This window comes from Mycobacterium parmense (assembly GCF_010730575.1).
Classification (GTDB): Bacteria; Actinomycetota; Actinomycetes; order Mycobacteriales; family Mycobacteriaceae; genus Mycobacterium; species Mycobacterium parmense.
Genome location: NZ_AP022614.1, coordinates 1,769,089 through 1,792,694, shown reverse-complemented (window position 1 = coordinate 1,792,694; position 23,606 = coordinate 1,769,089). Strand labels below are relative to the sequence as shown.

Below are 23,606 nucleotides of genomic sequence, written 5' to 3'. Positions count from 1 at the left end.
TGGTTCATGTCAGAGCGCGTCATCCTGGCGTATTCCGGCGGTCTGGACACCTCGGTGGCCATCAGCTGGATCGGCAAGGAGACCGGCCGGGAGGTCGTGGCGGTTGCGATTGACCTCGGTCAGGGCGGCGAGGACATGGAGGTCGTGCGGCAGCGAGCGCTGGACTGCGGCGCCGTGGAAGCCGTCGTCGTCGACGCCCGCGACGAGTTCGCCGAGCAGTACTGCCTGCCGACCATCCTGAACAACGCGCTCTACATGGACCGCTACCCGCTGGTGTCCGCGATCAGCCGGCCGCTGATCGCCAAGCATCTGGTGGCGGCCGCGCGCGAGCACGGCGGCAGCACGGTCGCGCACGGGTGCACCGGCAAGGGCAACGACCAGGTCCGGTTCGAGGTCGGATTCGCCTCGCTCGCACCCGATTTGGAGGTGCTCGCGCCCGTACGTGACTACGCGTGGACGCGGGAGAAGGCGATCGCGTTCGCCGAAGAGAATGGCATTCCCATCAACGTCACCAAACGCTCGCCGTTCTCGATCGACCAGAACGTGTGGGGCCGGGCGGTGGAAACCGGTTTCCTGGAACACCTTTGGAACGCCCCCACCAAGGACGTCTACGCCTACACCGAAGACCCCACCCTCAACTGGAGCACGCCCGACGAGGTGATCGTCGGGTTCGAGCGCGGCGTGCCGGTGTCCATCGACGGCAGGCCGGTGTCGATGCTGCAGGCCATCGAGGAGCTGAACCGGCGCGCCGGCGCGCAGGGGGTCGGTCGGCTCGACGTCGTCGAGGACCGGCTGGTGGGCATCAAGAGCCGCGAGATCTACGAGGCCCCGGGCGCGATGGTGCTGATCACCGCGCACACCGAACTCGAACACGTCACGCTGGAGCGCGAGATGGGCCGGTTCAAGCGCCACACCGACCAGCGGTGGGGGGAGCTGGTTTACGACGGGCTGTGGTTCTCGCCGCTGAAGTCCGCGCTGGAGAGCTTCGTCGCCAAGACCCAGGAGCACGTCTGCGGTGAGATCCGAATGGTGTTGCACGGCGGGCACATCTCGGTGAACGGGCGGCGCAGCGCGGAGTCGCTCTACGACTTCAACCTCGCCACCTACGACGAGGGCGACAGCTTCGACCAGTCGGCGGCCAAGGGTTTCGTCTACGTTCACGGGCTGTCGTCGAAGATCGCGTCCCGCCGGGATCGGGCTTCCGAAACGGGCCCGGCCGAAGCGTGAGCACCCGCGAGGGATCGCTGTGGGGCGGGCGTTTCGCCGACGGCCCGTCCGCCGCGCTGGCCGCGCTGAGCAAGTCCACGCACTTCGACTGGGTGCTGGCCCCCTACGACATCGTCGCCTCGCGGGCCCACGCCATCGTCCTGTTCCGCGCCGGGCTGCTCACCGAGGAACAGCGCGACGGCCTGCTGGCCGGGCTGGACAGCCTGGCCGCCGACGTCGCCGACGGGAGTTTCACCCCCCTGGTCACCGACGAGGACGTGCACGCCGCGCTGGAGCGGGGTCTGATCGATCGGGTGGGGCCCGAGCTCGGCGGCCGGCTGCGGGCGGGCCGGTCGCGCAACGACCAGGTGGCGACGCTGTTTCGGATGTGGTTGCGCGACGCGGTGCGTCGGGTGGCCGACGGCGCCCTGGACGTCGTCGGCGCGCTGGCCGCGCAGGCCGGCGCGCACCCGACGGCCATCATGCCGGGCAAGACCCACATGCAGTCGGCCCAGCCGGTGCTGCTGGCGCACCACCTGCTCGCCCACGCCCATCCGCTGCTGCGTGACGTGGATCGCATCATCGACTTCGACAAGCGGGCGGCGGTGTCCCCGTACGGCTCGGGCGCGCTGGCCGGCTCGTCGCTGGGGCTGGACCCGGACGCGATCGCCGCGGACCTGGGGTTCGCGGCCGCCGCCGACAACTCCATCGACGCGACGGCCGCCCGCGACTTCGCCGCAGAGGCCGCGTTCGTCCTGGCGATGATCGGCGTTGACCTGTCGCGGCTCGCCGAGGACATCATCATCTGGAGCTCGACGGAGTTCGGCTACGTCACGCTGCACGACTCCTGGTCGACCGGAAGCTCGATCATGCCGCAGAAGAAGAACCCCGACATCGCCGAGCTGGCCCGCGGCAAGAGCGGGCGGCTGATCGGCAACCTGGCCGGGCTGCTGGCCACGCTCAAGGCCCAGCCGCTGGCCTACAACCGCGATCTGCAGGAGGACAAGGAACCGGTGTTCGACTCGGTGGCCCAGCTCGAGCTGCTGCTGCCGGCGATGGCGGGCCTGGTCGGCAGCCTGACCTTCGACGTCGACCGGATGGCGTCGCTGGCCCCGGCCGGCTACACGCTGGCCACCGATATCGCGGAATGGCTTGTGCGACAGGGTGTCCCGTTTCGATCCGCGCACGAGGCCGCCGGTGCCGCGGTCCGCGTCGCCGAGGGGCGCGGCGTCGGTCTGCGCGAGCTGACCGACGACGAGCTCGCGGCGATCAGCCCCGAGCTGACGCCCCGGGTGCGCGAGGTGCTCACGATCGAGGGTTCGGTGTCCGCGCGGGATGCCAGGGGTGGAACCGCGCCGGTCCGGGTGGCCGAGCAGCTCGATGCGGTGGTGGCCCGCTGCGAGGTGCTCAGGGATTGGCTGCGTGGCGGCTGACCCGACCTGCCAAAAGGCGCCGTGATTCACCTTCGTCCCACCGCAGTGCCCCGCCGGTATCGCTCTGCCCGAATTTGCATACCCCGGCGACGAATTATGCGTGATCGATAGCGGGCGCGGTCCAAGATAAACGCATTAACCCGGTGCGAATGAGCGACAGTTGCCGCGCCATTCTGGCGGTCACTTGAATTCATAAGGAGACCGCGCGCCGGGATTGGGCCGTGCGAATGGCGCTTACGAACCGCTGGTGCCGTCGGTGCCGGGATTTCCGGGGGGCGTGCCGGTGCCGCCCGAGCCGTGAGTGCCGCCCGCTCCGCCGCCGCCGCTGGAACCGCCGGTGCCGCCCCCGCCGCCCGGGCCGCCGTTGGCGCCGTTGCCGCCGTGCCCGCCGGCGCCTCCACCGCTGGCGTCGCCGCCTGTGCCGCCGTTTCCGCCGACCCCACCGGTTCCGCCCGAGCCGCCGGCACCCAGCAGCGCTCCGCCGCCGGTGCCGCCGGCCGTGCCCGCGCCGCCATTGCCGCCGCCGCCACCTCCTGGGCTCAGCGCCGCCACCACCGCCATTCCGCCGCCCCTCCCGCCTATTCCTGCCCACCCTCCGCCACCAGTCAGGAAGCCCGTCGCCCGCGTCGAGGACTCCCACGCTGCCGGTGCCCCCGGTGCTACCGCTGCCCCCGGTGCCGCCGGTGCCGCCATTGCCGCCGGTCCCCACCACCCCGGTCCCATTGCCGGTCGAGCCGGCGGCCCCCGCCGCGCCGCCGGCGCCGCCCGTCCCGCCCGCCCCGCCGGTCCCACCGGTGGTTCCGGAGCCCGACAGGATGCCGGTGCCGCCGGCGGCACCGTTGCCGCCGGTACCGCCGTTGCCGCCGTTGCCGCCGTTGCCGTTGGCGGCGCCTGCGGCCCCCGCGTTGCCGCCCTGGCCGCCGGCACCGCCCGTACCGGCGTCGCCGCCGGCGCCGCCGGCCTGGCTGCCCAGCACGTTGGTACCGGCAGTGCCGTCGGCGCCGTTGCCGCCGAGCCCGCCGTTGCCGCCCAGGCCACCGGCCCCGGCCGCTCCGCTGCCGGCGCTGCCGCCGGTGCCGGCCGCCCCGCCGGTGCCGCCCTGGCCGCCTGCGCCGCCGTCTCCGCCCGTGCCGCCGGCGGTGCTGGCCAGGCCGAGGGTGGTGGCCGAGACGCCGCTGCCGCCGGTACCGCCGTCCCCGCCGGTGCCGCCGCCCCCGCCGGTGCCGTTGGCGCCGCCGTTGAAGCTGGCCCCGCCCGCGCCGCCGGTGCCGCCCTGGCCACCGGAGCCCGCGTCGCCACCGCCGAGGCTGCCCAACAGGCCCGCGATCGCCGTGCCGTTGCCGCCGTTGCCCGCGTCGCCGCCGCCGCCGCCGGCACCGCCATTGCCCGCGACCCCGGTGCCGGTCAGTCCGCCGCTGCCCGACGCCCCGCCGGCACCGCCGGTGCCGCCGACCCCACCGTTGCCGCCGGTACCGCCGAGCAGGCCACCCGTACCGAGCAGGCCGCTGGAACCGGCCCCGCCCGCGCCGCCGCTGCCGCCGGCGCCGCCGTTGCCGTTGGCCACGCCCAGGGCGCCGTCGCCGCCGGCACCGCCGGCGCCGCCCGCGCCGCCGTTGAATCCGGCGCCGCCGTTGAGCGTGCCGCCGACGGTGGCGCCGCCGTCGCCGGCGCCACCGTTGCCACCGGAACCGCCGGAGCCGGCGATACCCGACGCGCCGGTGGTGCCGCCGCTTCCCCCGCTCCCGGCGGCGCCGCCGGCACCGGCGTTGCCGCCGCTGCCGCCCGCGCCGCCGGCCGAGCCGTCGATGCCCAGCCCCAGGCTCGACCCGGCGTTGGCGCCGTTGCCGCCGGTGCCGCCGGAGCCGCCGCGGCCGCCGCTTCCGTTGGCTGCGCCGAGCCCGCCGGCGTCACCACCGGCCCCGCCGGTGCCGCCGTTGCCGCCCGCGCCGCCGGCCCCGCCCGCCGTGCTGCCCAGCGTGTTGACGCCGGCGGTGCCGTCGGCGCCGTTGCCCCCGCCGCCGCCGGCCCCACCGAGACCGCCGGCGCCCGCGGTACCTGCGGTGCCGGTGCCGGTGGTGATGGTCCCCGCAGCCCCACCGGCACCGCCGCTGCCGCCGGTGGCACCGTTGCCACCATTTCCACCGGCGGTGTCGGCCAGGCCGAGGCTCAGCGCCGAGGCGCCGGAACCGCCCGAACCCCCGGCGCCGCCGGTTCCGCCCGCGCCGCCGACGCCGCCGACGCCGCCGTCATAGCTGTTGCCGCCGGCTCCGCCGGCGCCCCCCGCACCGCCGGTGTAGCCGTCCACGCCGTTGAGGCCGCCGATGACCGCGGTGCCGTTCGCGCCGTTGTCGCCCGCGCCGCCGTTGCCGCCGGTGCCGCCGTTGCCGCCGACGCCGCCGTGGCCGGAGGTGCCGGTGCCGGTTCGCCGCCGCTGCCGCCCAACCGGTGCCCGCGTTACCGGTGTTGTTGCCGCCGGTTCCGGCGATTCCGCCCGTGCCGCCCTGACCACCCGCGCCGCCGCTGCCGCCGGTGCCGCCCGCGGTGCCGGACAGGTTCAGCGGCGCCGCCGAGATGCCGTTGCCGCCCCCGCCGTTGCCGCCGAGACCGCCCGCCCCACCGGTGCCGTTGGTGCCGCCGTTGAAGCTGGCTCCGCCCGCGCCGCCGGCGCCGCCCTGGCCGCCGGCGCCGGCGTTACCGCCGTTCAGGCTGCCCAGCAGGCCCGTGAGGGCGGCGCCGTCGCCGCCGTTGCCGCCGAGTCCGCCGCCGCCGCCGGCGCCGCCGCTGCCCGCGACTCCGGTGTCGGTCAGCCCGCCGCTGCCCGACGCCCCGCCGGCGCCGCCGGTGCCACCGGTCCCACCGTCGCCGCCGCTGCCGCTGACCAGGCCGGAGGAGGCCAGCAGGCCGGCGGAGCCGGCTCCGCCCGCCCCGCCGGTACCGCCCGCGCCGCCGTTGCCGTTGGCCACCCCGACGGCACCGTTGCCGCCCGCCCCGCCGGTGCCGCCCGCGCCGCCGTCGAAGCCGGCGCCGCCGTTGAGGGTGCCGACGACGGTGGCGCCGCTGTCGCCGGCACCGCCATTGCCGCCGGTGCCGCCGTTGCCCGCGGTGCCCGACGCGCCGACGGTCCCGCCCGTGCCGATGCTGCCCGCGGCGCCCCCGGCGCCCGCGTTGCCGCCGTTGCCGCCGGCGCCACCGTCCGAGCCGGCGACGCCAAGGCCCAGGCTCGACCCGGCGTTGGCGCCGTTGCCGCCGGTGCCGCCGGAGCCGCCGTGCCCGCCGGCGCCGTCGGTGGCGCCGGCCCCTCCGGCGTTTCCGCCCAGCCGCCGTGTGCCCGCCGTCGCCGCTCACCCCGGCCGCCGAGCCCACCGCCGTTGCCCGCCCCCGTTGGCGACCACCCCCGCCCGCCGCCGGGCCCGGCCCCTGCTGCCGCTGCCACACCACCGGTGCCGACGGCGCCACCGGCCCCGGCGGCCCCGCCGGCCCCGCCGTTGCCGCCGTTGCCGCCGGCGGTGCTCAGCAGCCCTAACGTCGATGCCGAGGCACCGGCCCCGCCGGATCCGCCGGCGCCGCCGTTGCCTCCGACCCCGCCGCTGCCGTCGACCTGACCGCTGAAACTGTTGCCGCCGGCGCCGCCGGCACCACCCGTTCCGCCGTTGCCGGCGGTGCCGCCGTCGGCACTGTTGAGCAGCCCGGCCAGCGCCACTCCGCCCCCGCCGGAGGCGCCATTGCCGCCCAGCCCGCCCGCCCCGCCGGTGCCGGCAGTTCCCGTGCCCGTCAGGCCACCCGTGCCCGCGGCCCCACCGATGCCGCCGCCGCCGCCATCGCCGCCGTCGCCGCCGTTGCCGGCGACGAGCCCTCCCGCGCCCAGCAGTCCGGCCGAGCCGTTCCCACCGGCCCCGCCGGCGCCACCGGCGCCGCCGCTGCCGTTCGCCACCCCCGCCGCGCCGTTGCCGCCTGCCCCGCCGTTACCGCCGGCACCGCCGTCCAAACCGCTGCCGCCGTTCAGGGTGCCGCCGATTGTCGCGCCGTTGTCGCCGGCACCGCCCGCTCCGCCGTTGCCGCCGGTGCCCGCCCCGCCGGAGCTGCCGGCGTGGCCCGCAAGGTTCAGCAGACCGCCGCCGCCGGCAGCGCCGCCGCCACCGGCGCTGCCCCCGACTCCGCCGTTGCCGCCGGCGCCGCCGGCCAGCCCCAGCCCCAGGCCGGTGGCCCCCGCTCCGCCGACTCCGCCGACGCCGCCCGCGCCACCGTTGCCGCCTGCGCCACCGAGGCCGATGAACTCGCTGGCGCCGCCGGCTCCACCGAAACCGCCGTTGCCGCCGCCGCCGCCATTACCGCCGGCGCCGGTCGTGAGCAGACTGGTGCTGCCGGTCCCGCCAGTGCCGCCGGACCCGCCGACTCCGCCGGCCCCGGCGACGCCGATCATGCCGTCGTTGCCCCCGACGCCGCCGGCGCCGCCGTTGCCGCCGCCACCACCGCCGGAGCCCAGGAGCCCGTTCTCGCCGGTGCCGCCGATCCCCCCGGCCCCGCCGGCCCCGGCGAAGCCGAAGGACCCCTCGCTGCCTCCGGCTCCGCCTGAGCCGCCGTTGCCGCCGATCGAACCGGCAGCGCCAACGCCACCGGCACCGCCCGAGCCGCCCCCTCCGGCAGCGCCCAGCACACCTTCAAATCCGCCTGCACCACCCGATCCGCCGTTGCCGGCGGAGAGCCCGGCCGCGGCATCCCCGCCTTTCCCGCCGGCGCCGCCCGCACCACCCCACCCGAACAGGCCCTCGGTGCCCCCGACGCCGCCCGTGCCGCCGTTGCCGCCGTTGACTCCGAGGCCGGCGACGCCGCCCGCCCCGCCACTCCCACCGGTGCCACCCGTCCCGACCAGGAGTCCGCCGGCGCCGCCGGCCCCGCCGGTGCCGCCCGCCTGGCCGATCGCCCCCGTTCCGCCGGTCCCGCCCGCTCCGCCGTGACCGAACAGGCCCGCCGCCCCGCCGGCCCCGCCGGTCCCGGCGGCGGTGAGGCCCGTGCCCGGCACACCGGACCCGCCCGCGCCTCCGTTACCCCAGAGGATCCCGCCGGCGCCCCCGGGTTGGCCGGTGTCCGGCAGGCCGTTCGCTCCGTTCCCGATCAGCGGGCGGCCCAGCAGGAATTCGGTGGGCGCGTTGATGACGGCAAGGACGTCCTGCTGAATGGTCTGCAGCGGCGAGACGCCGGCCGCTTCGGTGGCGGCATAGACGCTGCCGGCGCCGCCCAGTGCCCGGACGAATTGCGAATGAAACGCCGCCGCAGTGGCGTTCATCGCCTGGAATTGCCGGGCTTGGCTGCCGAATAGTTCGGCGATCGCGGTCGAGACCTCGTCCTCGGCGGCGGCGAGCATCGTCGTGGTCGACGGGGCCGCCGCGGCATTGGCCGCCATCAGCGTCGAACCGATGCCTTCCAATTGCGAGGCCGCTGCCGCGACCATCTCCGGCGATATAAATACAAAAGACACGTGACTCCCTGCGTTTTACGGATATCGCCGGACTGTAATTGGATAACTGCTCGATATTATATGGCGCTCCCGTGATGTACCGGCTCTTTTCCGTCTTTTCCTGTTGGGTCAACAATGGCGCGCCGGGCCACAAATGAAACGTAAGTCGCATTTTGGCAAATCAACGCAAAGGAGTGTTCCGCTAAAGGATTTTGCCTGCAATTTCCGGAGCCTCGGCCGTGTTGAGAATTTGCTGACCACCGGTCAGGCAACGCGACAGGCCGCTTCGTGCGCACCGGTGAACCGGGCTCCCAGCTAGCCGGAATGTGCTGAATACGGCACTGCGGGAAACGATTTCGGATCAGGGCGACGCGTGACGCGGCGAATTGGGTGGGCGGAGGGATGGGTCGCGACACTCTCGGCGCCGCTCATCGACGGGGAGAGCACTCGAAGGCCTGAGCGTGTCCTTATGCGACATGTGTTGAATACAAGCCACTTTGCGCTAAGTTGCGCGACCGCTAAAATTCCAGCACTGTCACTTTCACAGCAAGACCGCCAGACGACGACGTGATGACTCGCTGGTCTGCACCTGAAGAGGGTTAGGGCATGAGCGTTATCGCAGGTGTTTTCGGTGCTTTGCCGCCGTACCGGTACAGCCAGCGCGAGGTCACCGACCAGTTCGTCGAGTTCCCGGGGCTCAAGCCGCACGAAGACATCATTCGGCGCCTGCACGCCAGCGCCAAGGTCAACGGCCGCCACCTGGTGATACCGCTGGAGAAATACCCGGAGCTGACGGATTTCGGGCAAGCCAACGACATCTTCATCGAAAACGCCGTGAACCTCGGCTGCGAAGCGCTGCTCGGCGCTCTCGACGAGGCGGGCCTGCAGCCCCAGGACATCGACATGATCGCCACCACGACGGTCACCGGCATCGCGGTGCCCTCGCTGGACGCCCGGATCGCCGGCCGCATCGGACTGCGCCCGGACGTGCGGCGAGTGCCGCTGTACGGCCTGGGCTGCGTCGCCGGCGCGGCCGGCGTGGCCCGGCTGCACGATTACCTGCGCGGTGCGCCCGACGACGTCGCCGTCCTGATCGCCGTCGAACTCTGCTCGCTGACTTACCCCGCGGTGGCGGCCAATCCGACGCCGTCGGGGCTGGTCGGAACCGCGCTGTTCGGCGACGGCGCGGCCGCGGTGGTCGCCGTTGGCGACCGGCGCGCCGAGAAGGTCCATGCCGGCGGCCCCGACATCGTGGCCTCCTGCAGCCGCCTTTATCCCGATTCGCTGCACATCATGGGATGGGACGTCGGCGCGCACGGGTTGGAGCTTCTGCTGTCGCGCGACCTCACCGACGTCATCGAGCGCTATCTGAGCGACGACGTCGACGGATTCCTCGCCGAGCACGGTCTCGCGAGGGACGACATCGGGGCCTGGGTCAGCCATCCCGGCGGTCCCAAGGTCATCGAAGCGATCACCAAGAGTCTCGAATTGCCTGCGGAGGCACTGGAATTGACGTGGCGCTCGCTGGGCGAGATCGCGAATCTCTCGTCCGCCTCGGTGCTGCACATCCTGCGCGACACCCTCGCCAAGCCGCCGCCCAGCGGCAGCCCCGGGCTGATGCTCGCGATGGGTCCGGGGTTCTGCTCCGAGCTGGTCCTGCTGCGCTGGCACTGACCGCCGGCTACGCGACCGCCGGCGCGCGCCCGCGTTCGACGGCACCGTTGCTCCCGCCGCTTGACGCCGCGGCTTGGCCGAAGCGGTCGGCGCTGCGCAAGCGAACGCGCGGGAGTTTGCCGAGCCGGCGGTGGAATGAATGCAATCGGCCCGCGGGCCGGCGACCTGAGCCGCGGGCGCCGGCGCCGGTACGGCCACAGCAACGTAGACGGGTCGGGCGCCGCACTACCGCAGGACCCGACGCAACCGTCGGCCGCGCCGGCGCGTCGCCGGACCGGGCGCCTACTCGAGCGTCTCCGAGAGCTCGAGCCATCGGCCCTCCGTCGTGGCCACCTCGTCCTCGAGCGCGCGCAACTCGCGGCTCAGCCGGGCGATGCCGACGTGGTCGGACTGGTCGAACTCGGCGATCTCCTGGTGTTTGGCCGCGATCCGGTCGGCCAGGCGTGCCAGCCGGCGGTCGATCGCGGCCAGCTCCTTCTCGGCGGCGCGACGCTCGGCCCCCGACATCGCCGGTGCCCCGTCGGACGGTGCCGGGCCCGGGGCGCGCTCGGCGGCCGGCCCGGCCGCCCGCCGGTCCGCGGCCAGCCGCAGGTACTCGTCGACGCCGCCCGGCAGGTGCCGCAGGCGGCCGTCGAGGATCGCGTACTGCTGGTCGGTGATCCGTTCGAGCAGGTAGCGGTCGTGCGAGACGACGATCAGCGTGCCCGCCCACGAGTCGAGCAGGTCCTCCATGGCGGTCAGCATGTCGGTGTCCACGTCGTTGGTCGGCTCGTCGAGCAGCAACACGTTGGGCTCGGCCAGCAGCGTGAGCATCAGCTGCAGCCGCCGGCGCTGGCCGCCGGAGAGCTCGCCCACGCGCGCGGACAGCTGCCCGCGGGCGAACCCGAGCCGCTCCAGCAACTGGGTCGGGGTCACCTCCCGGCCCTCGACCTCGTACCCGCTGCGCAGCTCGCCCAGCACGTCGGCAATGCGGTCGCCGCTGCGCGCCGCGAGCCGCTCGCCCTGCTGGTCGAGCACCGCCAGCCGCACGGTCTTGCCGCGCTTGACCCGCCCGGAGTCGGGTGTGACGGCGCCGGAGATCAACCCCAGCAGTGTCGATTTCCCCGCGCCGTTGGCCCCGACGATGCCGGTGCGTTCGCCCGGCGCGATCCGCCACTCGACGTCGCGCAGCACCTGGTGGCCCCCGTAGGCGACCGACACGTCGAGCAGGTCGATGACGACGTTGCCCAGCCGCGCCGTCGCCAGCTTCGCCAGCTCGACGCTGTTGCGCAGCGGCGGGACGTCGGCGATCAGCTGGTTGGCCGCTTCGATGCGGAACCGGGGCTTGGAGGTGCGGGCCGGCGGGCCGCGGCGCAACCAGGCCAACTCCTTGCGCATCAGGTTCTGCCGCTTGGCTTCGGCCGAGGCGGCCAACCGGTCGCGTTCGACGCGCTGCAGCACGTAGGCCGCGTACCCGCCCTCGAAGGGCTCGACCATCCCGTCGTGTACCTCCCACGTGGTGTCGGCGACTTCGTCGAGGAACCAGCGGTCGTGTGTGACCAGCAGCAGGCCTCCGGCGTTGCGCGCCCAACGCTGCCTCAGGTGACCCGCCAGCCACGTGATGCCCTCGATGTCGAGATGGTTGGTCGGTTCGTCGAGCGCGATCACGTCCCAGTCGCCGATCAGCAGCCGGGCCAGCTGCACCCGCCGCCGCTGGCCGCCGCTAAGCGTGGCAATCGTTGCCTCCCAGTCGATGTCGTTGACCAGGCCCCCCACCATGTCGCGGACCCGCGCGTCGGATGCCCACTCGTGTTCGGCCCGGTCGCCGACCAGCGTCCAGCCGACGGTGTGGTCGGGGTCCAGCGTGTCCGCCTGGCTGAGCGCGCCGACGCGAAGCCCGCTGCGGCGGGTGACGCGGCCCGAGTCGGGCTGCAATTGGCCGGTCAGCAGGCCCAGCAGGCTGGACTTGCCGTCGCCGTTGCGCCCGACGATGCCGATGCGCGCGCCGTCGTTCACGCCGAGCGTGACGGACTCGAACACCACTTGATTCGGGTATTCGAGGTGCACGGCCTCGGCCCCCATGAGGTGCGCCATTGGCCCGACCCTAAACGAGCGCGCGCCGGCGCCCGCGTTCGGTCAGGCCACCCGGTAGGGCTCGGCGTCGCCGAATTTGACCTCCAGACCCAGACCCGGGCGCTGCCGGTCGGGCCGCAGCACACCGCCGTCGGGACAGAGGGCGCCGTCGAAGAACATCTGCTCGATGCGATGGTGGTCGTGGAAGTATTCGAGGTGCCGCAGATTCGGGACGGCGGCGGCGACGTGGGCGTGCAGGTTGGGGGCGCAGTGTCCGGACACGTCGACGTTGTTGGCCGCCGCGACCGCCGCGGCCCGCAGCCAGTCGGTGATGCCGCCACAGCGGGTGACATCGATCTGCAGGCAATCCACCGCCCCGGCGGCCAGCATGCGCTGGAAATAGGCCAAGTCGTAGCCGTACTCGCCGGCCGTGACGTCGAGCGTCACCTGATCCCGCACCTCGCGCAGCCCGGTGAGGTCGTCGGAGGAGACGGGTTCTTCGAACCAGCTGACGTCCAAATCGGCCATGGCGCGGGCGACCCGGATCGCCTGCTTGCGGCGATAGCCACCGTTGGCGTCGACGTAGAGTTCGGTGTTCGGACCAATTACCCTGCGTGCGAACGCAATTCGCCCCAGATCGCGACGAACCTCCGAACCCCATGACTCGCCGATCTTGATCTTGACGCGCGGTATCTGCCAGTCGCCGACCCAGCGTTCGAGCTGTGCGCGGGCGGTCGGGTCGTCGTAGGTGGTGAAGCCGCCGCTGCCGTAGATGGGAACCTCGGCGTGGGCCACGCCGAGCAGTCGGCACACCGGGAGGTCCAGCAGCTTGCCCTTGAGGTCCCACAGCGCGGTGTCGATCGCCGAAATCGCGCACGCCACCAGGCCGGGGCGGCCGTTGTTGCGCATCGCGACGACCATCGCCTGCCATGTGCCGGTGATGTCGAGCGCGCTGCGCCCGGTCGCGGCGGCGGCCAGCGGGCCCGCGATCAGCCGGCTGCACGCGCCGTCGGCGTAGGTGTAGCCGAGCCCGCGCCGGCCGGCGGCCGTGACCTCGGCGAGCACCAGGGTGGTCGACGACCACGCCAGCGTACCGTCGGCTTCGGGTGCGTCCGTGGGGATCTGGTAGACCTGCGCGGTGACGTCGTCGATGGGGGCGTCGAGGTTCATCGCGCCCGCCGCCGGGTCGCGCGCGGGGCGGCCAGCGCCCCGGGCCCGCCGGTCAGCGCGCCGGCACTTGCCCCGGTGCTCACCACGTTTTGCGTCATGTGCGTTCTCCGTTCGCTCAGTGCAGCGCGTCGTCGGCCAGGGTGGCCGTGCATTCGAGCAGCAACGCGTGCGCGAACGCCTGCGGAAGGTTGCCGCGCAACTGGCGTTGCCTCACGTCGTATTCCTCGCAGAACAGGCCGGGCGGTCCGCAGGCCGCGCGGTTGCGCTCGAACCAGCGCATGGCGCAATGGCCGTGCCCCAGTTGATGTTCGGCCAGTGCCATCATGAATCCGCAGAGCACGAACGCGCCCTCGGCGTCGCCGAGGTCACGCTCGTCGTGACGGAAGCGGTAGACGAAGCCGTCGTCGGTGAGCCGGCTGCGGACGGCGTCGAGGGTGGCGCGTGTCCGCGGGTCGGTGGCGGGCAGTGCGCCGCGCACCGGTGGGAGCAGCAGCGAGGCGTCCACGTCGGTCAGTTGTGGGCTGCGTTGCCAGTAACCCCCCTGCGGGTGCAGGCTGCTCGCGGCGGTGTCGGCGAGGATCGCGTCCGCCAGGGACGAGCAGGCGGAGATCTCGGGACCGGCGCCGGCCACCTCGGCGATACGGCGCAGCCCCGCGACGCAGGACAGCCGGGAGTGTGTCCACCGCTGATCGTCGATCTCCCACATCCCGGCTTCTGGTTCTTTCCAACGCTTTTCGATCGCGCCGATGGCGGCTCGCGCGGCGCCCCAGCCTTCGGCGTCGAGCCGGTCGACCCGCCCGGCCGTAGCCAGCAGCTGCAACCCCTCGCCGAAGGCGTCGAGCTGAAATTGGCGGTTGACCCAGTTGCCGATCTTGTCGGCACCGCCGGGATAGCCAGGCAGGTCGAGGGTTTCCTCGGCGGGCACGCGGTCCCCGGCGATGGTGTAGGCGGGTTTGAGGTCCGGCCCGTCCTCGAGCAGACGCGCGCCGACGAACGCGACGGCGCTGTCGAGCAGGTCCATCGCGCCGGCGGCCGCCGCACCCATTCCGGCGTAGGCCTGGTCCCGGATCCACGCGTAGCGGTAGTCGTAATTCTGGTTGGTGTGGGCGCGTTCGGGCAGGCTCATCGTGGCTGCGGCCACCATGCCGCCGGCGGAGCTGGTCAGCCCGCGCAGCACCGCATAGGCGTGTTCCCCGTCGCGCGGGGCGATCGTGCACTTCAGTTCCGGCATGCTGCGGCGCCAGGCGGCGCTGGTCGCGTCCCAGGCGACGTCGGGATCCGGCGGTCGCTCGGGAAGTGGGCGTTCGGACAACTCCAGCACCAGGTCGTGATGCCGGCCTTCGTCGATGGTGACCTCGCAGGTGAGCACGTCCTCTCCGCCTGAGGAGCGCGCGGTCTTCGCGTCGCACCCGCCCGACCATCGCCAATGCAACGATCCCGAGCGGCCGGTCCAGACGCCGTCGTCAAGCGCCGGCCGCCCCGGACCGTGGCGGCCGAACCCGGCGCAGGGTTGCAGCAGCACCCGCACCCGCGCCGTCCCACGGCAGCCGAGGATTCGCCGCAACAGCACCACCCGATCCGAATCGCCCGGAAACGCCAGTGCCTCGCGGCATTCCACGGTTCCCGCGTGGGTGATCCAGCGGCTGTGCCATATCAAGGACCCCGGCTCGTAAAAGCCGCCCCACACGTGGCGCGTGTCGGTGGGAGTGACCGCGTACATGCCGCCGCCGCCGATGAGGCTGGAGAAGACGGCGTCGGAGTCCCAGCGGGGCGCGCACATCCAGGTGACCTCGCCCTGCGGCCCGATCAGCGCGCCGCGCTCCCCGTCGGCCAGCAACGCGTACTCGCGCAGCACCCGCGGCGGAAAGGCCGACTCGAGGTCAATGGTCTTGTCCGCCAACGCTTTACACCCAATTCTTGTCGCTGCTCATGCCGGTCACCGCCCAAACAAGGCGGGGTTACCCGAATTTCGGCGGCTTAATCGTTCGGACTTCGGCCTTAGGCCGTCGGGGCAAAAAGGACCGGCGACCTCGGTGTGGGGGAGAGGTCGCCGGTCCAGTCCATGCGGGACGCCGCGGTTACGGCGTCCCGTTGTTGCCGGCGTTGCCGGCGTTGCCGCCCGCCCCGGCCGTCCCGGGCTGTCCGCCCTGGCCGCCCGCGGCGGTGGCGGTGCCCGACGTGACGAAGGCGTTGCCGCCGGGGCCGCCGTCGCCGGCGTTGGCCCCGGCTGTGGTGCCGTTGCCGCCGGTGCCGCCGTTGCCGGCCGTGGCGTTACCGCTGCCGAAGGCGCCCGCGTTGCCGCCGGTACCGCCGGTGCCGCCGGTGCCGGTACCACCACCGCCGTTGCCGCCGAAGCCGCCTTGTGCGTTTCCGGCTCCCGCTGTCTGGGCGAGGCCGCCACCGCCACCGGTCCCGCCGTTGCCGGCGCTGCCCGCGCCGCCGTTGCCGCCCAACCCGCCGGTGGCGAGTCCGGCCCCGGCGTTGTCGGCTTCGCCGCCGGTGCCGGCGTCACCGCCGACGAGGCCGTTGCCGCCGCTACCGCCCTGACCGCCCGCGGCGTTGCCCAGCGCGTTGAGGTTGGTGACTTGCGCGATGCCGCCGGTGCCGCCGCCACCGCCGATGCCGGCGGTGCCGGTGCCGCCGTTGCCGGCCGCGCCGCCGGTCGCCGCTCCGAGGCCCGCGGTGGTCGCGGCCCCGCCGTCGCCGCCGGTGCCGCCGGTGGTGCCGGCGCCGCCCGCCGCTCCGGCGCCGCCGGTCGCCGTCGCCGTTGCCGGGGAAGCCGGGTTGGAGATGGTTGCCGCGCCGCCGGTGCCGCCGCCGCCGCCGGTGTCCGCGCTGCTGGTGCCGCCGACGCCCGCCGCGCCGCCCGTGGCGTTGCCGGCCCCGAGGGTGCCCGCGGCCCCGCCGTCGCCGCCGGTGCCGCCCGTGGTCCCGCTGCCGCCGGCGCCGCCGTGACCGCCGGTGGCGGTCGCCGACGAGGTGGTGTTCTGGATCGACGCCGCGCCGCCGGTGCCGCCCGCCCCGCCGGTTCCGGTGCTGCCGCCGCTCGTGCCGTCGGCGCCGACGCCGCCGGTGGCGTTTCCGGTGCCTTGGCTGGTCGCCGCCCCGCCGGTGCCGCTGTCGCCCGCGCCGGTGGCGCCTGCGCCACCGGCCCCGCTGTTGCCGCCGGTCACGCTGCCCGCGCCCAGGCCGGTGGCCGCGCCGCCGTCGCCGCCGTGGCCGCCGGCGCCGCTGCTGCCGACGCCACCCTGGCCGCCGACGCCACCGGTGGCGGTTCCGTCGGCGGTGTTGTTGCCCGTGCCGCCCGCGCCGCCGGCGCCGCCGGTGGTGCCGTCGCCGCCGACGCCGCCGTGCCCGCCGAGGGCCGTCGCCGTGGCGGTGCCGTCAACCACCCCGGCGCCACCGGTGCCGCCCGCTCCGCCCGCACCGGTGCTGCCGCCGCTGGTGCCGGCACCGCCGGCGCCGCCCGTGGCGTTCCCGGTGCCGGAGCTGAACGCGTCGCCGCCGACGCCGCCGGCGCCGCCGCCGTTCGTGCCGGCCCCGCCGGCCCCGCCGACACCACCGGTGGCGTTTCCGCTTCCGGAGCCGAACGCGTCGCCGCCGGTGCCACCCGCGCCGCCCGCGCCGGTGTCGCCGACGCCGCCGGTACCGCCGACGCCGCCGACGGCGTTGGCGTTGGTTGTGCTGACCGCGACGCCGCCGGTGCCGCCCTGGCCGCCGGTCAGGCCTTCGCCGCCGGTGCCACCCTGGGCACCGGTCAGGCCGTCACCCGACACGCCGCCGTTGCCGCCGGTGCCGCCCTGGCCGATGGTGCTGGTACCGCCGGTGCCGCCCTGGCCGCCGGCGCCCACGAGGGGGGCCGCGCCCGTTCCGGCCGCTCCGCCGTTGCCGCCGTTGCCACCGGTGCCGGCGCCAGTGCCGCCGTCGACGCCGCCCATGCCGCCTTGGCCACCCTGGCCGCCGGCGCCGGCGGTGCCGGTGGCGCCGGCGTGGCCGAACAAGGCCGAGCCCTGGCCGCCGGCACCCGCGTTACCACCGCTGGCCCCGTTCCCGCCGTCGCCGCCGGTTGCCCCGGCAACGGTCGCGTCGATGCCAGAACCACCCGCGCCGCCTTGGCCGCCGGCGCCGCCTGCGCCGCCGTTGCCGAACAACATGCCGGCGTTACCGCCGGTGCCGCCGTTGCTGCCGCCGGTGCCGCTGACGCCGGTGCCGGCGCCGCCGCTCACGCCGGCCAGGCCCGCGCCGCCGGCGCCGCCGTTGCCGAACAACACCGCGTTGCCGCCGGTCCCGCCGGTGCCACCGGCGCCACTGATGCCGCCGGCACCGCCGGCGCCCCACAGCATGCCGCCGGTGCCGCCGGTGCCGCCGTTGGCCCCGAGCCCGCCCGCGCCGCCGACGCCGCCGGTCCCGAGCAGTCCCGCCGCCCCGCCGGCGCCGCCGTTTTGGCCGGCCGCGCCGGAACCGCCCGCGCCGCCGTTGCCCCACAGCAGCCCGCCGGCGCCGCCGTTCGCGCCGGTCCCGGCCGCGCCGGCGGCGCCGTTGCCGATCAGCGGGCGGCCCAGCAGCAATTGGGTGGGGGAGTTGATCGCGCCCAGCACGTCCTGCTGCAGGGTCTGCAGAGGTGAGACGTTGGCCGCCTCGGCCTGGGCGTAGGCGTTTCCGGCCCCGGTCAGGGCCTGCACGAACTCGGAATGGAACGACGCCGCCTTCGCGCTGAGCGCCTGGTACTGCTGGCCGTAGTCGGAGAACAACGCGGCGATGGCCGCCGATACCTCGTCTTGCGCGGCGGCCGCCATGCCGGTGGTCGGCGCAACGACGGCCGCGTTCGCCTCACTCACCAGGGAGCCGACTCCTGACAGATCTGCCGCTGCTGCCGCAAGTATGTTCGGTGCGGCAATTACGTACGACACGCGGCCTCCTGGGCGCATTTAAGGGTGCTCGGTATGTTACGGGGGTTAGTATGATCCCAACGATCCACAATTTCCAGATTTATTTGAACTTTCCTGAACTTTGTTCGACATCCATTCGATAGCGCCCACGCAACGCGTCGGCGCCGATCGTCCACGCGTGAGACCGGCGACCAACGCCCCCGATTGCGGCCGGTGCGGCCGGTCCCGCCAGGCGCGCACGCGCGGCCGCTCCGCGCGGCGTCTCGCGCGGGCGAAGCGCCTGATCAGAACCGCCCGGCAGGCCGGTGTGCCATGATTGCCAGGCTGTGCAGGTGGGACGTCAGGAGCAGCGGTGAATCTCAATTTCTCGGTCGTTACGCGACCGGTGGAGCGCTTGATCGCAACCGCGCAGAACGGGCTGGAGGTCCTGCGACTGGGCGGCCTGGAAACCGGCAGCGTCCCGTCGCCGTCCCAGATCGTCGAGAGCGTGCCGATGTACAAGCTCCGGCGGTACTTCCCCCCGGCCAGCCTCCCCGGTCAGGCGGAAATCGGCGCCCCGGTATTGATGGTGCACCCGATGATGATGTCGGCGGACATGTGGGACGTCACCCAGGCCGACGGGGCGGTGGGCATCCTGCACGCCCACGGCCTGGACCCCTGGGTGATCGACTTCGGCTCGCCCGACAAGATCGAGGGAGGGATGCGGCGCAACCTGGCCGACCACATCGTCGCGCTCAGCCAGGCGATCGACACGGTGCGCGACGCAACCGGCCAGGACGTCCACCTGGTGGGTTACTCGCAGGGCGGGATGTTCTGCTACCAGGCCGCGGCGTACCGGCGCTCGAAGAACATCGCCAGCATCGTGACGTTCGGCTCTCCGGTGGACACGCTGGCCGCGCTGCCCATGGGCATCCCGCCGAACTTCGGCGCGGCCGCCGCGAATTTCATGGCCGACCACGTCTTCAACCGGCTGGATATCCCGAGCTGGCTGGCGCGCACCGGGTTTCAGATGCTGGACCCCCTCAAGACCGCCAAGGCGCGGGTGGACTTCGTGCGTCAGCTGCACGACCGGGAGGCGCTACTGCCGCGCGAACAGCAGCGTAGGTTCCTCGAGCGCGAGGGCTGGATCGCGTGGTCGGGGCCGGCGGTTTCCGAGCTGCTCAAGCAGTTCATCGCGCACAACCGCATGATGACAGGCGGTTTTGCCATCAACGGGCAGATGGTCACGCTCACCGACATCACCTGCCCGGTGCTGGCGTTCGTGGGCGAAGTCGACGACATCGGCCAGCCGGCGTCGGTGCGCGGCATCCGGCGTGCCGCCCCTTACGCCGAGGTCTATGAAAGCCGCATCCGCACGGGACATTTCGGGCTGGTCGTGGGTTCCAAGGCTGCGCAGCACGGTTGGCCCACCGTCGTCGACTGGGTGAAGTGGCTGTCCACCGGCGGGGACAAACCGGACAGCATCGACCTGATGGCCGACCAGCCGGAGGAGCGCACCGACAGCGGCGTCGCGCTGAGCTCTCGCCTCGCGCACGGCATCGGGGAGGTCTCCGAGGCGGCCCTGGCGGTGGCCCGCGGCGCGGCCGGCACGGTCGCCGGGGCCAACAAGTCGATGCGCACCCTGGCCGTCGAGACCTACCGCACGCTGCCGCGCCTGGCCAGGCTCGGGCAGCTCAACGACCACACCCGAATCTCGTTGGGGCGCATCATCGAAGAGCAGGCGGACGCCGCACCGCAGGGCGAATTCCTGCTGTTCGATGGGCGGGTGCACACCTACGAGGCCGTGAACCGGCGGATCGACAACGTCGTGCGCGGGCTGATCGAGGTCGGGGTGCGGCAGGGTGACCGGGTCGGGGTGTTGATGGAGACGCGGCCCAGCGCGCTCGTGGCGATCGCCGCGTTGTCGCGGATCGGCGCGGTCGCGGTGGTGATGCGGCCCGACGCCGACCTGGCTGCGGCGGTCCGGCTCGGCGGAGTCAGCGAGATCCTCACCGATCCAACCAATCTCGACGCGGCCCGCCAGTTGCCGGGGCACGTGCTGGTGCTGGGCGGCGGTGAGTCCCGCGATCTGCACCTGCCCGAGGACGCGGACGTCATCGACATGGAACAGATCGATCCGGACGCCGTCAGACTGCCCGCGTGGTACCGGCCCAACCCGGGACTGGCCCGAGACCTGGCGTTCGTGGCGTTCAGCTCCGCCGGCGGCGAGCTGGTCGCCAAGCAGATCACCAACTACCGGTGGGCGGTGTCGGCGTTCGGGACCGCTTCGACGGCCGCCCTCGACCGGCGCGACACCGTCTACTGCCTGACGCCCCTGCACCACGAGTCGGCGCTGCTGGTGAGCCTGGGCGGCGCGGTGGTCGGCGGCACCCGCATCGCGTTGTCGCGCGGCCTGGACCCGGACCGGTTCGTCAAGGAGGTCCGGCAGTACGGCGTCACGGTCGTGTCCTACACCTGGGCCATGCTGCGCGACGTCGTCGACGACCCGGCGTTCGTGCTGCACGGCAACCATCCGGTGCGGCTTTTCATCGGCTCGGGCATGCCGACCGGGCTCTGGCAGCGCGTCATCGACGCGTTCTCGCCCGCGCGGGTGGTCGAATTCTTCGCGACCACCGACGGGCAGGCGGTGCTGGCCAACGTGTCCGGTGCCAAGCCCGGCAGCAGCGGACGCCCGCTGCCCGGCGCGGGGCGCATCGAGCTGGGTGCCTACGACGCCGAGCAGGACCTCATCCTCGAGACCGACCGCGGCTTCGTGCAGGTCGCCGCGCCCCGGCAGGTCGGCGTGCTGCTCGCCGCGTCGAACGGCCCGATCGACCCGACCGCCTCGATCAAGCGGGGTGTGTTCGCCGCCGGCGACACCTGGATCTCCACGGAGAACCTGTTCTTCCGCGACGACGACGGCGACTATTGGCTTGCCGGCCGGCGCGGCTCGGTGGTGCATACCGCGCGGGGAGTGGTGTTCCCGGAGCCGGTCACCAACGCGCTCGGCTGGGTCAACGGCGTCGACCTGGCGGTCACCTACAACGTCCCCGTCGGCAGCCGGGAGGTCGCGGTGTCGGCGGTGACGTTGCTGCCCGGCGCCAGCATCACGGCGGCCGATCTGACCGAAGCGGTGGCGAAAATCCCCGTCGGGGTTGGTCCCGACATCGTGCACGTGGTGCCGGAGATGGCGCTGAGCGCGACCTTCCGCCCCACCGTCAGCGGCCTGCGCGCGGCGGGTATCCCCAAACCTGGCCGCCACGTTTGGTATTTCGACTCCGACGCCAACCAATTTCGCCGGCTGACCCCCGGCGTGCGATCCCAACTGAGCGGAGCCCACTGATGCTCGACAACGCACTGCTGAACATCCTGGTGTGCCCGGCCGACCGCGGTCCGCTGGTCCTCGTGGACTCAGCCGATGGGGAGTTGCTCTACAACCCGCGGCTGCGGCGCGCCTACCGCATCGAGGACGGCATCCCGGTGTTGCTCGTCGACGAGGCCCGCGACGTCGACGACGACGAGCACGCCCGGCTCATGGAGCGAGCCCGTCCGGCAGATCCCCGGTGAGGTAGCGCTGCAGGCTGGGCGCGATGGTCCGTGCGATCTCCTCGGCCGGCAGCGACGCGAACGGCTCCAATTTCAGTATGTAGCGCGCCAGCACCACGCCCATCAACTGCGACGCGACGAATTGGACGCGAAGAATCCCGCTTCCGGGTGGATTGTCCACGCGGGAGCCAACTTCCACGCCGATCACATCTTTGATGAACGTGCTGAAGAGGTTGACTTCCGTGCCGGCCAGCACGGATCGCAGCGTGGCGATGAACGCCGCGCCGATCTCGGAGTCCCACAGCGGCAACAACGTTGACGGGATTCGGTGCCCGAGTTCCTCGATGGGCACTTCGCGCAACGGGCCGATGATGTCCATCGGGTCGATCGGTATGTGGACGGCCGCGGCGAACAGCTTTTCCTTGGTGCCGAAGTAGTGATGCACCAACGCCGAATCGACACCGGCCGCCGTGGCCACCGCTCGAATCGAGGTATTACCAATACCATTGCGCGCGAAAAGCTCTCGGGCGCTCGTCAAAATTCGCTGCCGGGTATCGGAGCTGCCGGCCGGCCGCCCCGGCCGCCGGCGCCCGGTGTTGGTTGTCGTCACGCTACGCGGTCCGCCGACGCAGAGTCGCCGCGGCCAGGCACAGCGCCGCGAACGCGGAACCTGCCACGACGACGATGTCGCGCACCGCGACCCCGGTCAGTTCCGTGTGCGAACTGACCTGCTGCAATGCTTCCAGCGCGTAGCTCGCGGGCATGACGTTGCTGACCCATTGCAGCCAGTCTGGCATCAACGATCGCGGGACGATGATGCCGGCCAGCAGCAGTTGCGGCACCATCACCAGCGGGATGAACTGGACGGCTTGAAACTCGGTGCGGGCGAACGCGCTACACAGTAGGCCGAGGCCGACGCCCAGCACCGCGTTGACGATCGCGATCACGAAGACCCACACCCAGCTGCCCGAGGTGTCGAAGCCGAGGAACCAGAACGCCACGGTGCACGCCACTGTCGCCTGCGCCGCCGCGGCGATCGAGAAGGCGGTGCCGTAGGCGATCAACAGGTCCAGCCGGCGCAGGGGAGTGGTCAGAATCCGCTCCAGCGTCCCTGAGGCCCGTTCGCGCTGCATCGTGATCGCCGTGATGATGAACATCACGAACAGCGGGAACAGGCCCAGCAGGATCAGGCAGGCGTTGTTGAACGGGGACGGCATGCCCGGTTGGTGCCGGGCGTTGTGAAACATGTAATACATCAACGTGATCACCAGAACCGGCACCACGAGTATCAGCGCGACGCTGCGGCGGTCGGCGCCCAGCTGACGCAGGATCCGCGTCGTGGTCGCCGCGTACGCCTTGAGCCCTAGCCCGCCTTTTGCTTCGTGCTGCGCCTGATGACGGACAGAAACGCGTCCTCCAGTGACGTGCATCCGGTGTCCTCTCGCAGTCGGGTCGGGGTGGTGTGGGCCACCAGGTGGCCTTCGCGCATCAGCAGCAGGTCGTCGCAGTGGTCGGCTTCGTCCATCACGTGGCTGGAGACCAGCAGTGTGGCTCCGGCGCGGGCGAGGTCGGTGAACTGCTCCCACAGATCGACCCGCAGCACCGGGTCCAGACCGACGGTGGGTTCGTCGAGGATGAGCAGCTCCGGTTGGCAGACCAGGGCGCACGCCAGCGACGTCCGCGTGCGCTGGCCGCCGGACAGGTTGGCGCAGAGGGCGGTCCGATGGTCGGTGAGGCCGACCCGGTCGATGGCGGCGTCGGCGGCGCGGCCGTCGACGCCGTAGAGCGAGGCGAAGTAGCGGACGTTGTCGACGATGCGCAGGTCGTTGTAGATCGTCGGATCCTGCGGCATGTATCCGACTCGGCGCCGCAGTGCCGGGCTTCCTGCGGGCCGGCCCAACACCATGACGGTGCCCGACTTGACGATCTGGGTGCCCACGATGCTGCGCATCAGTGTGGTCTTGCCGCAACCGGACGGACCGAGCAGACCCGTGATGGCGCCGTGGGCGATCGTCACCGAAAAGTCCTGCAGTGCGGGACGATTACCACGCACAACACGCAGATGCTCGATGCTGACCGCGGGAGCCCGGTCCCTCGGCATTAATTCATCAGCCGATGAACTCATCATGTGATGAATAATCGTCCGGGGCCCCGTGCTTGTCAAGGGGTACCGACAGTGCAGCCAGCGACGGGTCCACTCGC

General features: G+C 73.0%; 14 protein-coding genes. 5 read left to right on the top strand and 9 right to left on the bottom strand.

The window, feature by feature from the left end; genetic code table 11:
* The first annotated feature begins 6 nt into the window (after positions 1–6).
* Both G6N48_RS08165 and argH read left to right on the top strand, forming a co-directional pair.
* Complete coding sequence (locus G6N48_RS08165; protein WP_085271627.1) at positions 7–1,227, top strand: argininosuccinate synthase; 1,221 nt, start codon at positions 7–9, stop codon at positions 1,225–1,227.
* Positions 1,224–2,639 (top strand): argininosuccinate lyase, encoded by a 1,416-nt coding sequence (argH, locus tag G6N48_RS08160; protein ID WP_085271626.1) that lies wholly within the window; start codon positions 1,224–1,226, stop codon positions 2,637–2,639. Before G6N48_RS08165 ends, argH begins: the two co-directional genes overlap by 4 nt.
* 190 nt (positions 2,640–2,829) lie before the next feature.
* On the opposite strand, the gene G6N48_RS28630 is transcribed toward argH, so the two are convergent.
* Positions 2,830–4,944: a hypothetical protein gene (locus G6N48_RS28630; protein WP_163670807.1), complete on the bottom strand. Its 2,115-nt coding sequence runs from the start codon at positions 4,942–4,944 to the stop codon at positions 2,830–2,832.
* A gap of 498 nt (positions 4,945–5,442) precedes the next feature.
* A complete protein-coding gene (locus G6N48_RS27825; protein WP_179969859.1) occupies positions 5,443–8,115 on the bottom strand; it encodes a PE family protein in 2,673 nt (890 codons plus the stop codon).
* A gap of 585 nt (positions 8,116–8,700) precedes the next feature.
* On the opposite strand from G6N48_RS27825, the gene G6N48_RS08145 reads away from it, so the two are divergent.
* On the top strand, positions 8,701–9,768 hold the full coding sequence (locus G6N48_RS08145) for a type III polyketide synthase (protein WP_085271624.1): 1,068 nt from the start codon (positions 8,701–8,703) through the stop codon (positions 9,766–9,768).
* 282 nt (positions 9,769–10,050) lie between these two features.
* Here G6N48_RS08145 and G6N48_RS08140 read toward each other — a convergent pair whose 3' ends face one another.
* From G6N48_RS08140 to G6N48_RS28625, 4 genes are all read right to left on the bottom strand, one after another.
* A complete protein-coding gene (locus tag G6N48_RS08140) occupies positions 10,051–11,841 on the bottom strand; it encodes an ABC-F family ATP-binding cassette domain-containing protein (RefSeq protein WP_085271623.1) in 1,791 nt (596 codons plus the stop codon).
* Between the two features lie 42 nt (positions 11,842–11,883).
* The gene (locus G6N48_RS08135) at positions 11,884–12,990 is read right to left on the bottom strand and encodes an enolase C-terminal domain-like protein (protein WP_085271622.1); all 1,107 of its coding nucleotides are present in this window, start codon (positions 12,988–12,990) and stop codon (positions 11,884–11,886) included.
* Positions 12,991–13,105: 115 nt separating this feature from the next.
* Positions 13,106–14,890 (bottom strand): glycoside hydrolase family 15 protein, encoded by a 1,785-nt coding sequence (locus tag G6N48_RS08130; protein WP_085271621.1) that lies wholly within the window; start codon positions 14,888–14,890, stop codon positions 13,106–13,108.
* A 178-nt stretch (positions 14,891–15,068) separates the two neighbouring features.
* Entirely contained in the window at positions 15,069–17,900 is a 2,832-nt protein-coding gene (locus G6N48_RS28625) for a PE family protein (RefSeq protein ID WP_139826003.1), read from the bottom strand.
* Positions 17,901–18,231: 331 nt separating this feature from the next.
* Between G6N48_RS28625 and G6N48_RS08120 the strand changes: the two genes are divergently transcribed.
* Together G6N48_RS08120 and G6N48_RS08115 are read left to right on the top strand one after the other, a co-directional pair.
* A complete protein-coding gene (locus G6N48_RS08120; protein WP_085271619.1) occupies positions 18,232–21,201 on the top strand; it encodes an acyl-CoA synthetase in 2,970 nt (989 codons plus the stop codon).
* On the top strand, positions 21,201–21,425 hold the full coding sequence (locus G6N48_RS08115) for a Trm112 family protein (protein WP_085271618.1): 225 nt from the start codon (positions 21,201–21,203) through the stop codon (positions 21,423–21,425). The genes G6N48_RS08120 and G6N48_RS08115 overlap by 1 nt, the downstream gene beginning before the upstream one ends.
* Here G6N48_RS08115 and G6N48_RS08110 read toward each other — a convergent pair.
* The 3 genes from G6N48_RS08110 to G6N48_RS08100 are packed head-to-tail and all read right to left on the bottom strand — an operon-like array spanning position 21,391 to position 23,532.
* On the bottom strand, positions 21,391–22,014 hold the full coding sequence (locus tag G6N48_RS08110; RefSeq protein WP_085271617.1) for a TetR/AcrR family transcriptional regulator: 624 nt from the start codon (positions 22,012–22,014) through the stop codon (positions 21,391–21,393). The two genes, G6N48_RS08115 and G6N48_RS08110, sit on opposite strands and share 35 nt — an antisense overlap.
* Before the next feature lies 1 nt (position 22,015).
* On the bottom strand, positions 22,016–22,834 hold the full coding sequence (locus tag G6N48_RS08105; protein ID WP_085271616.1) for an ABC transporter permease: 819 nt from the start codon (positions 22,832–22,834) through the stop codon (positions 22,016–22,018).
* Positions 22,768–23,532 carry an ABC transporter ATP-binding protein gene (locus tag G6N48_RS08100; protein WP_085271615.1) on the bottom strand — a complete coding sequence of 255 codons (765 nt, stop codon included), beginning with the start codon at positions 23,530–23,532 and terminating at the stop codon, positions 22,768–22,770. Before G6N48_RS08100 ends, G6N48_RS08105 begins: the two co-directional genes overlap by 67 nt.
* Positions 23,533–23,606 lie beyond the last annotated feature (74 nt).

What these genes read in the sequence shown, in the direction of transcription:
- G6N48_RS08140 (WP_085271623.1), bottom strand. Translation starts at nt 11,841, where the DNA reads ATGGCGCACCTCATGGGGGCCGAGGCCGTGCACCTCGAATACCCGAAT.
- G6N48_RS08100 (WP_085271615.1), bottom strand. Translation starts at nt 23,532, where the DNA reads ATGATGAGTTCATCGGCTGATGAATTAATGCCGAGGGACCGGGCTCCC.
- G6N48_RS08145 (WP_085271624.1), top strand. Translation starts at nt 8,701, where the DNA reads ATGAGCGTTATCGCAGGTGTTTTCGGTGCTTTGCCGCCGTACCGGTAC.
- G6N48_RS08105 (WP_085271616.1), bottom strand. Translation starts at nt 22,834, where the DNA reads ATGCACGTCACTGGAGGACGCGTTTCTGTCCGTCATCAGGCGCAGCAC.
- G6N48_RS08135 (WP_085271622.1), bottom strand. Translation starts at nt 12,990, where the DNA reads ATGAACCTCGACGCCCCCATCGACGACGTCACCGCGCAGGTCTACCAG.
- G6N48_RS08165 (WP_085271627.1), top strand. Translation starts at nt 7, where the DNA reads ATGTCAGAGCGCGTCATCCTGGCGTATTCCGGCGGTCTGGACACCTCG.
- G6N48_RS08115 (WP_085271618.1), top strand. Translation starts at nt 21,201, where the DNA reads ATGCTCGACAACGCACTGCTGAACATCCTGGTGTGCCCGGCCGACCGC.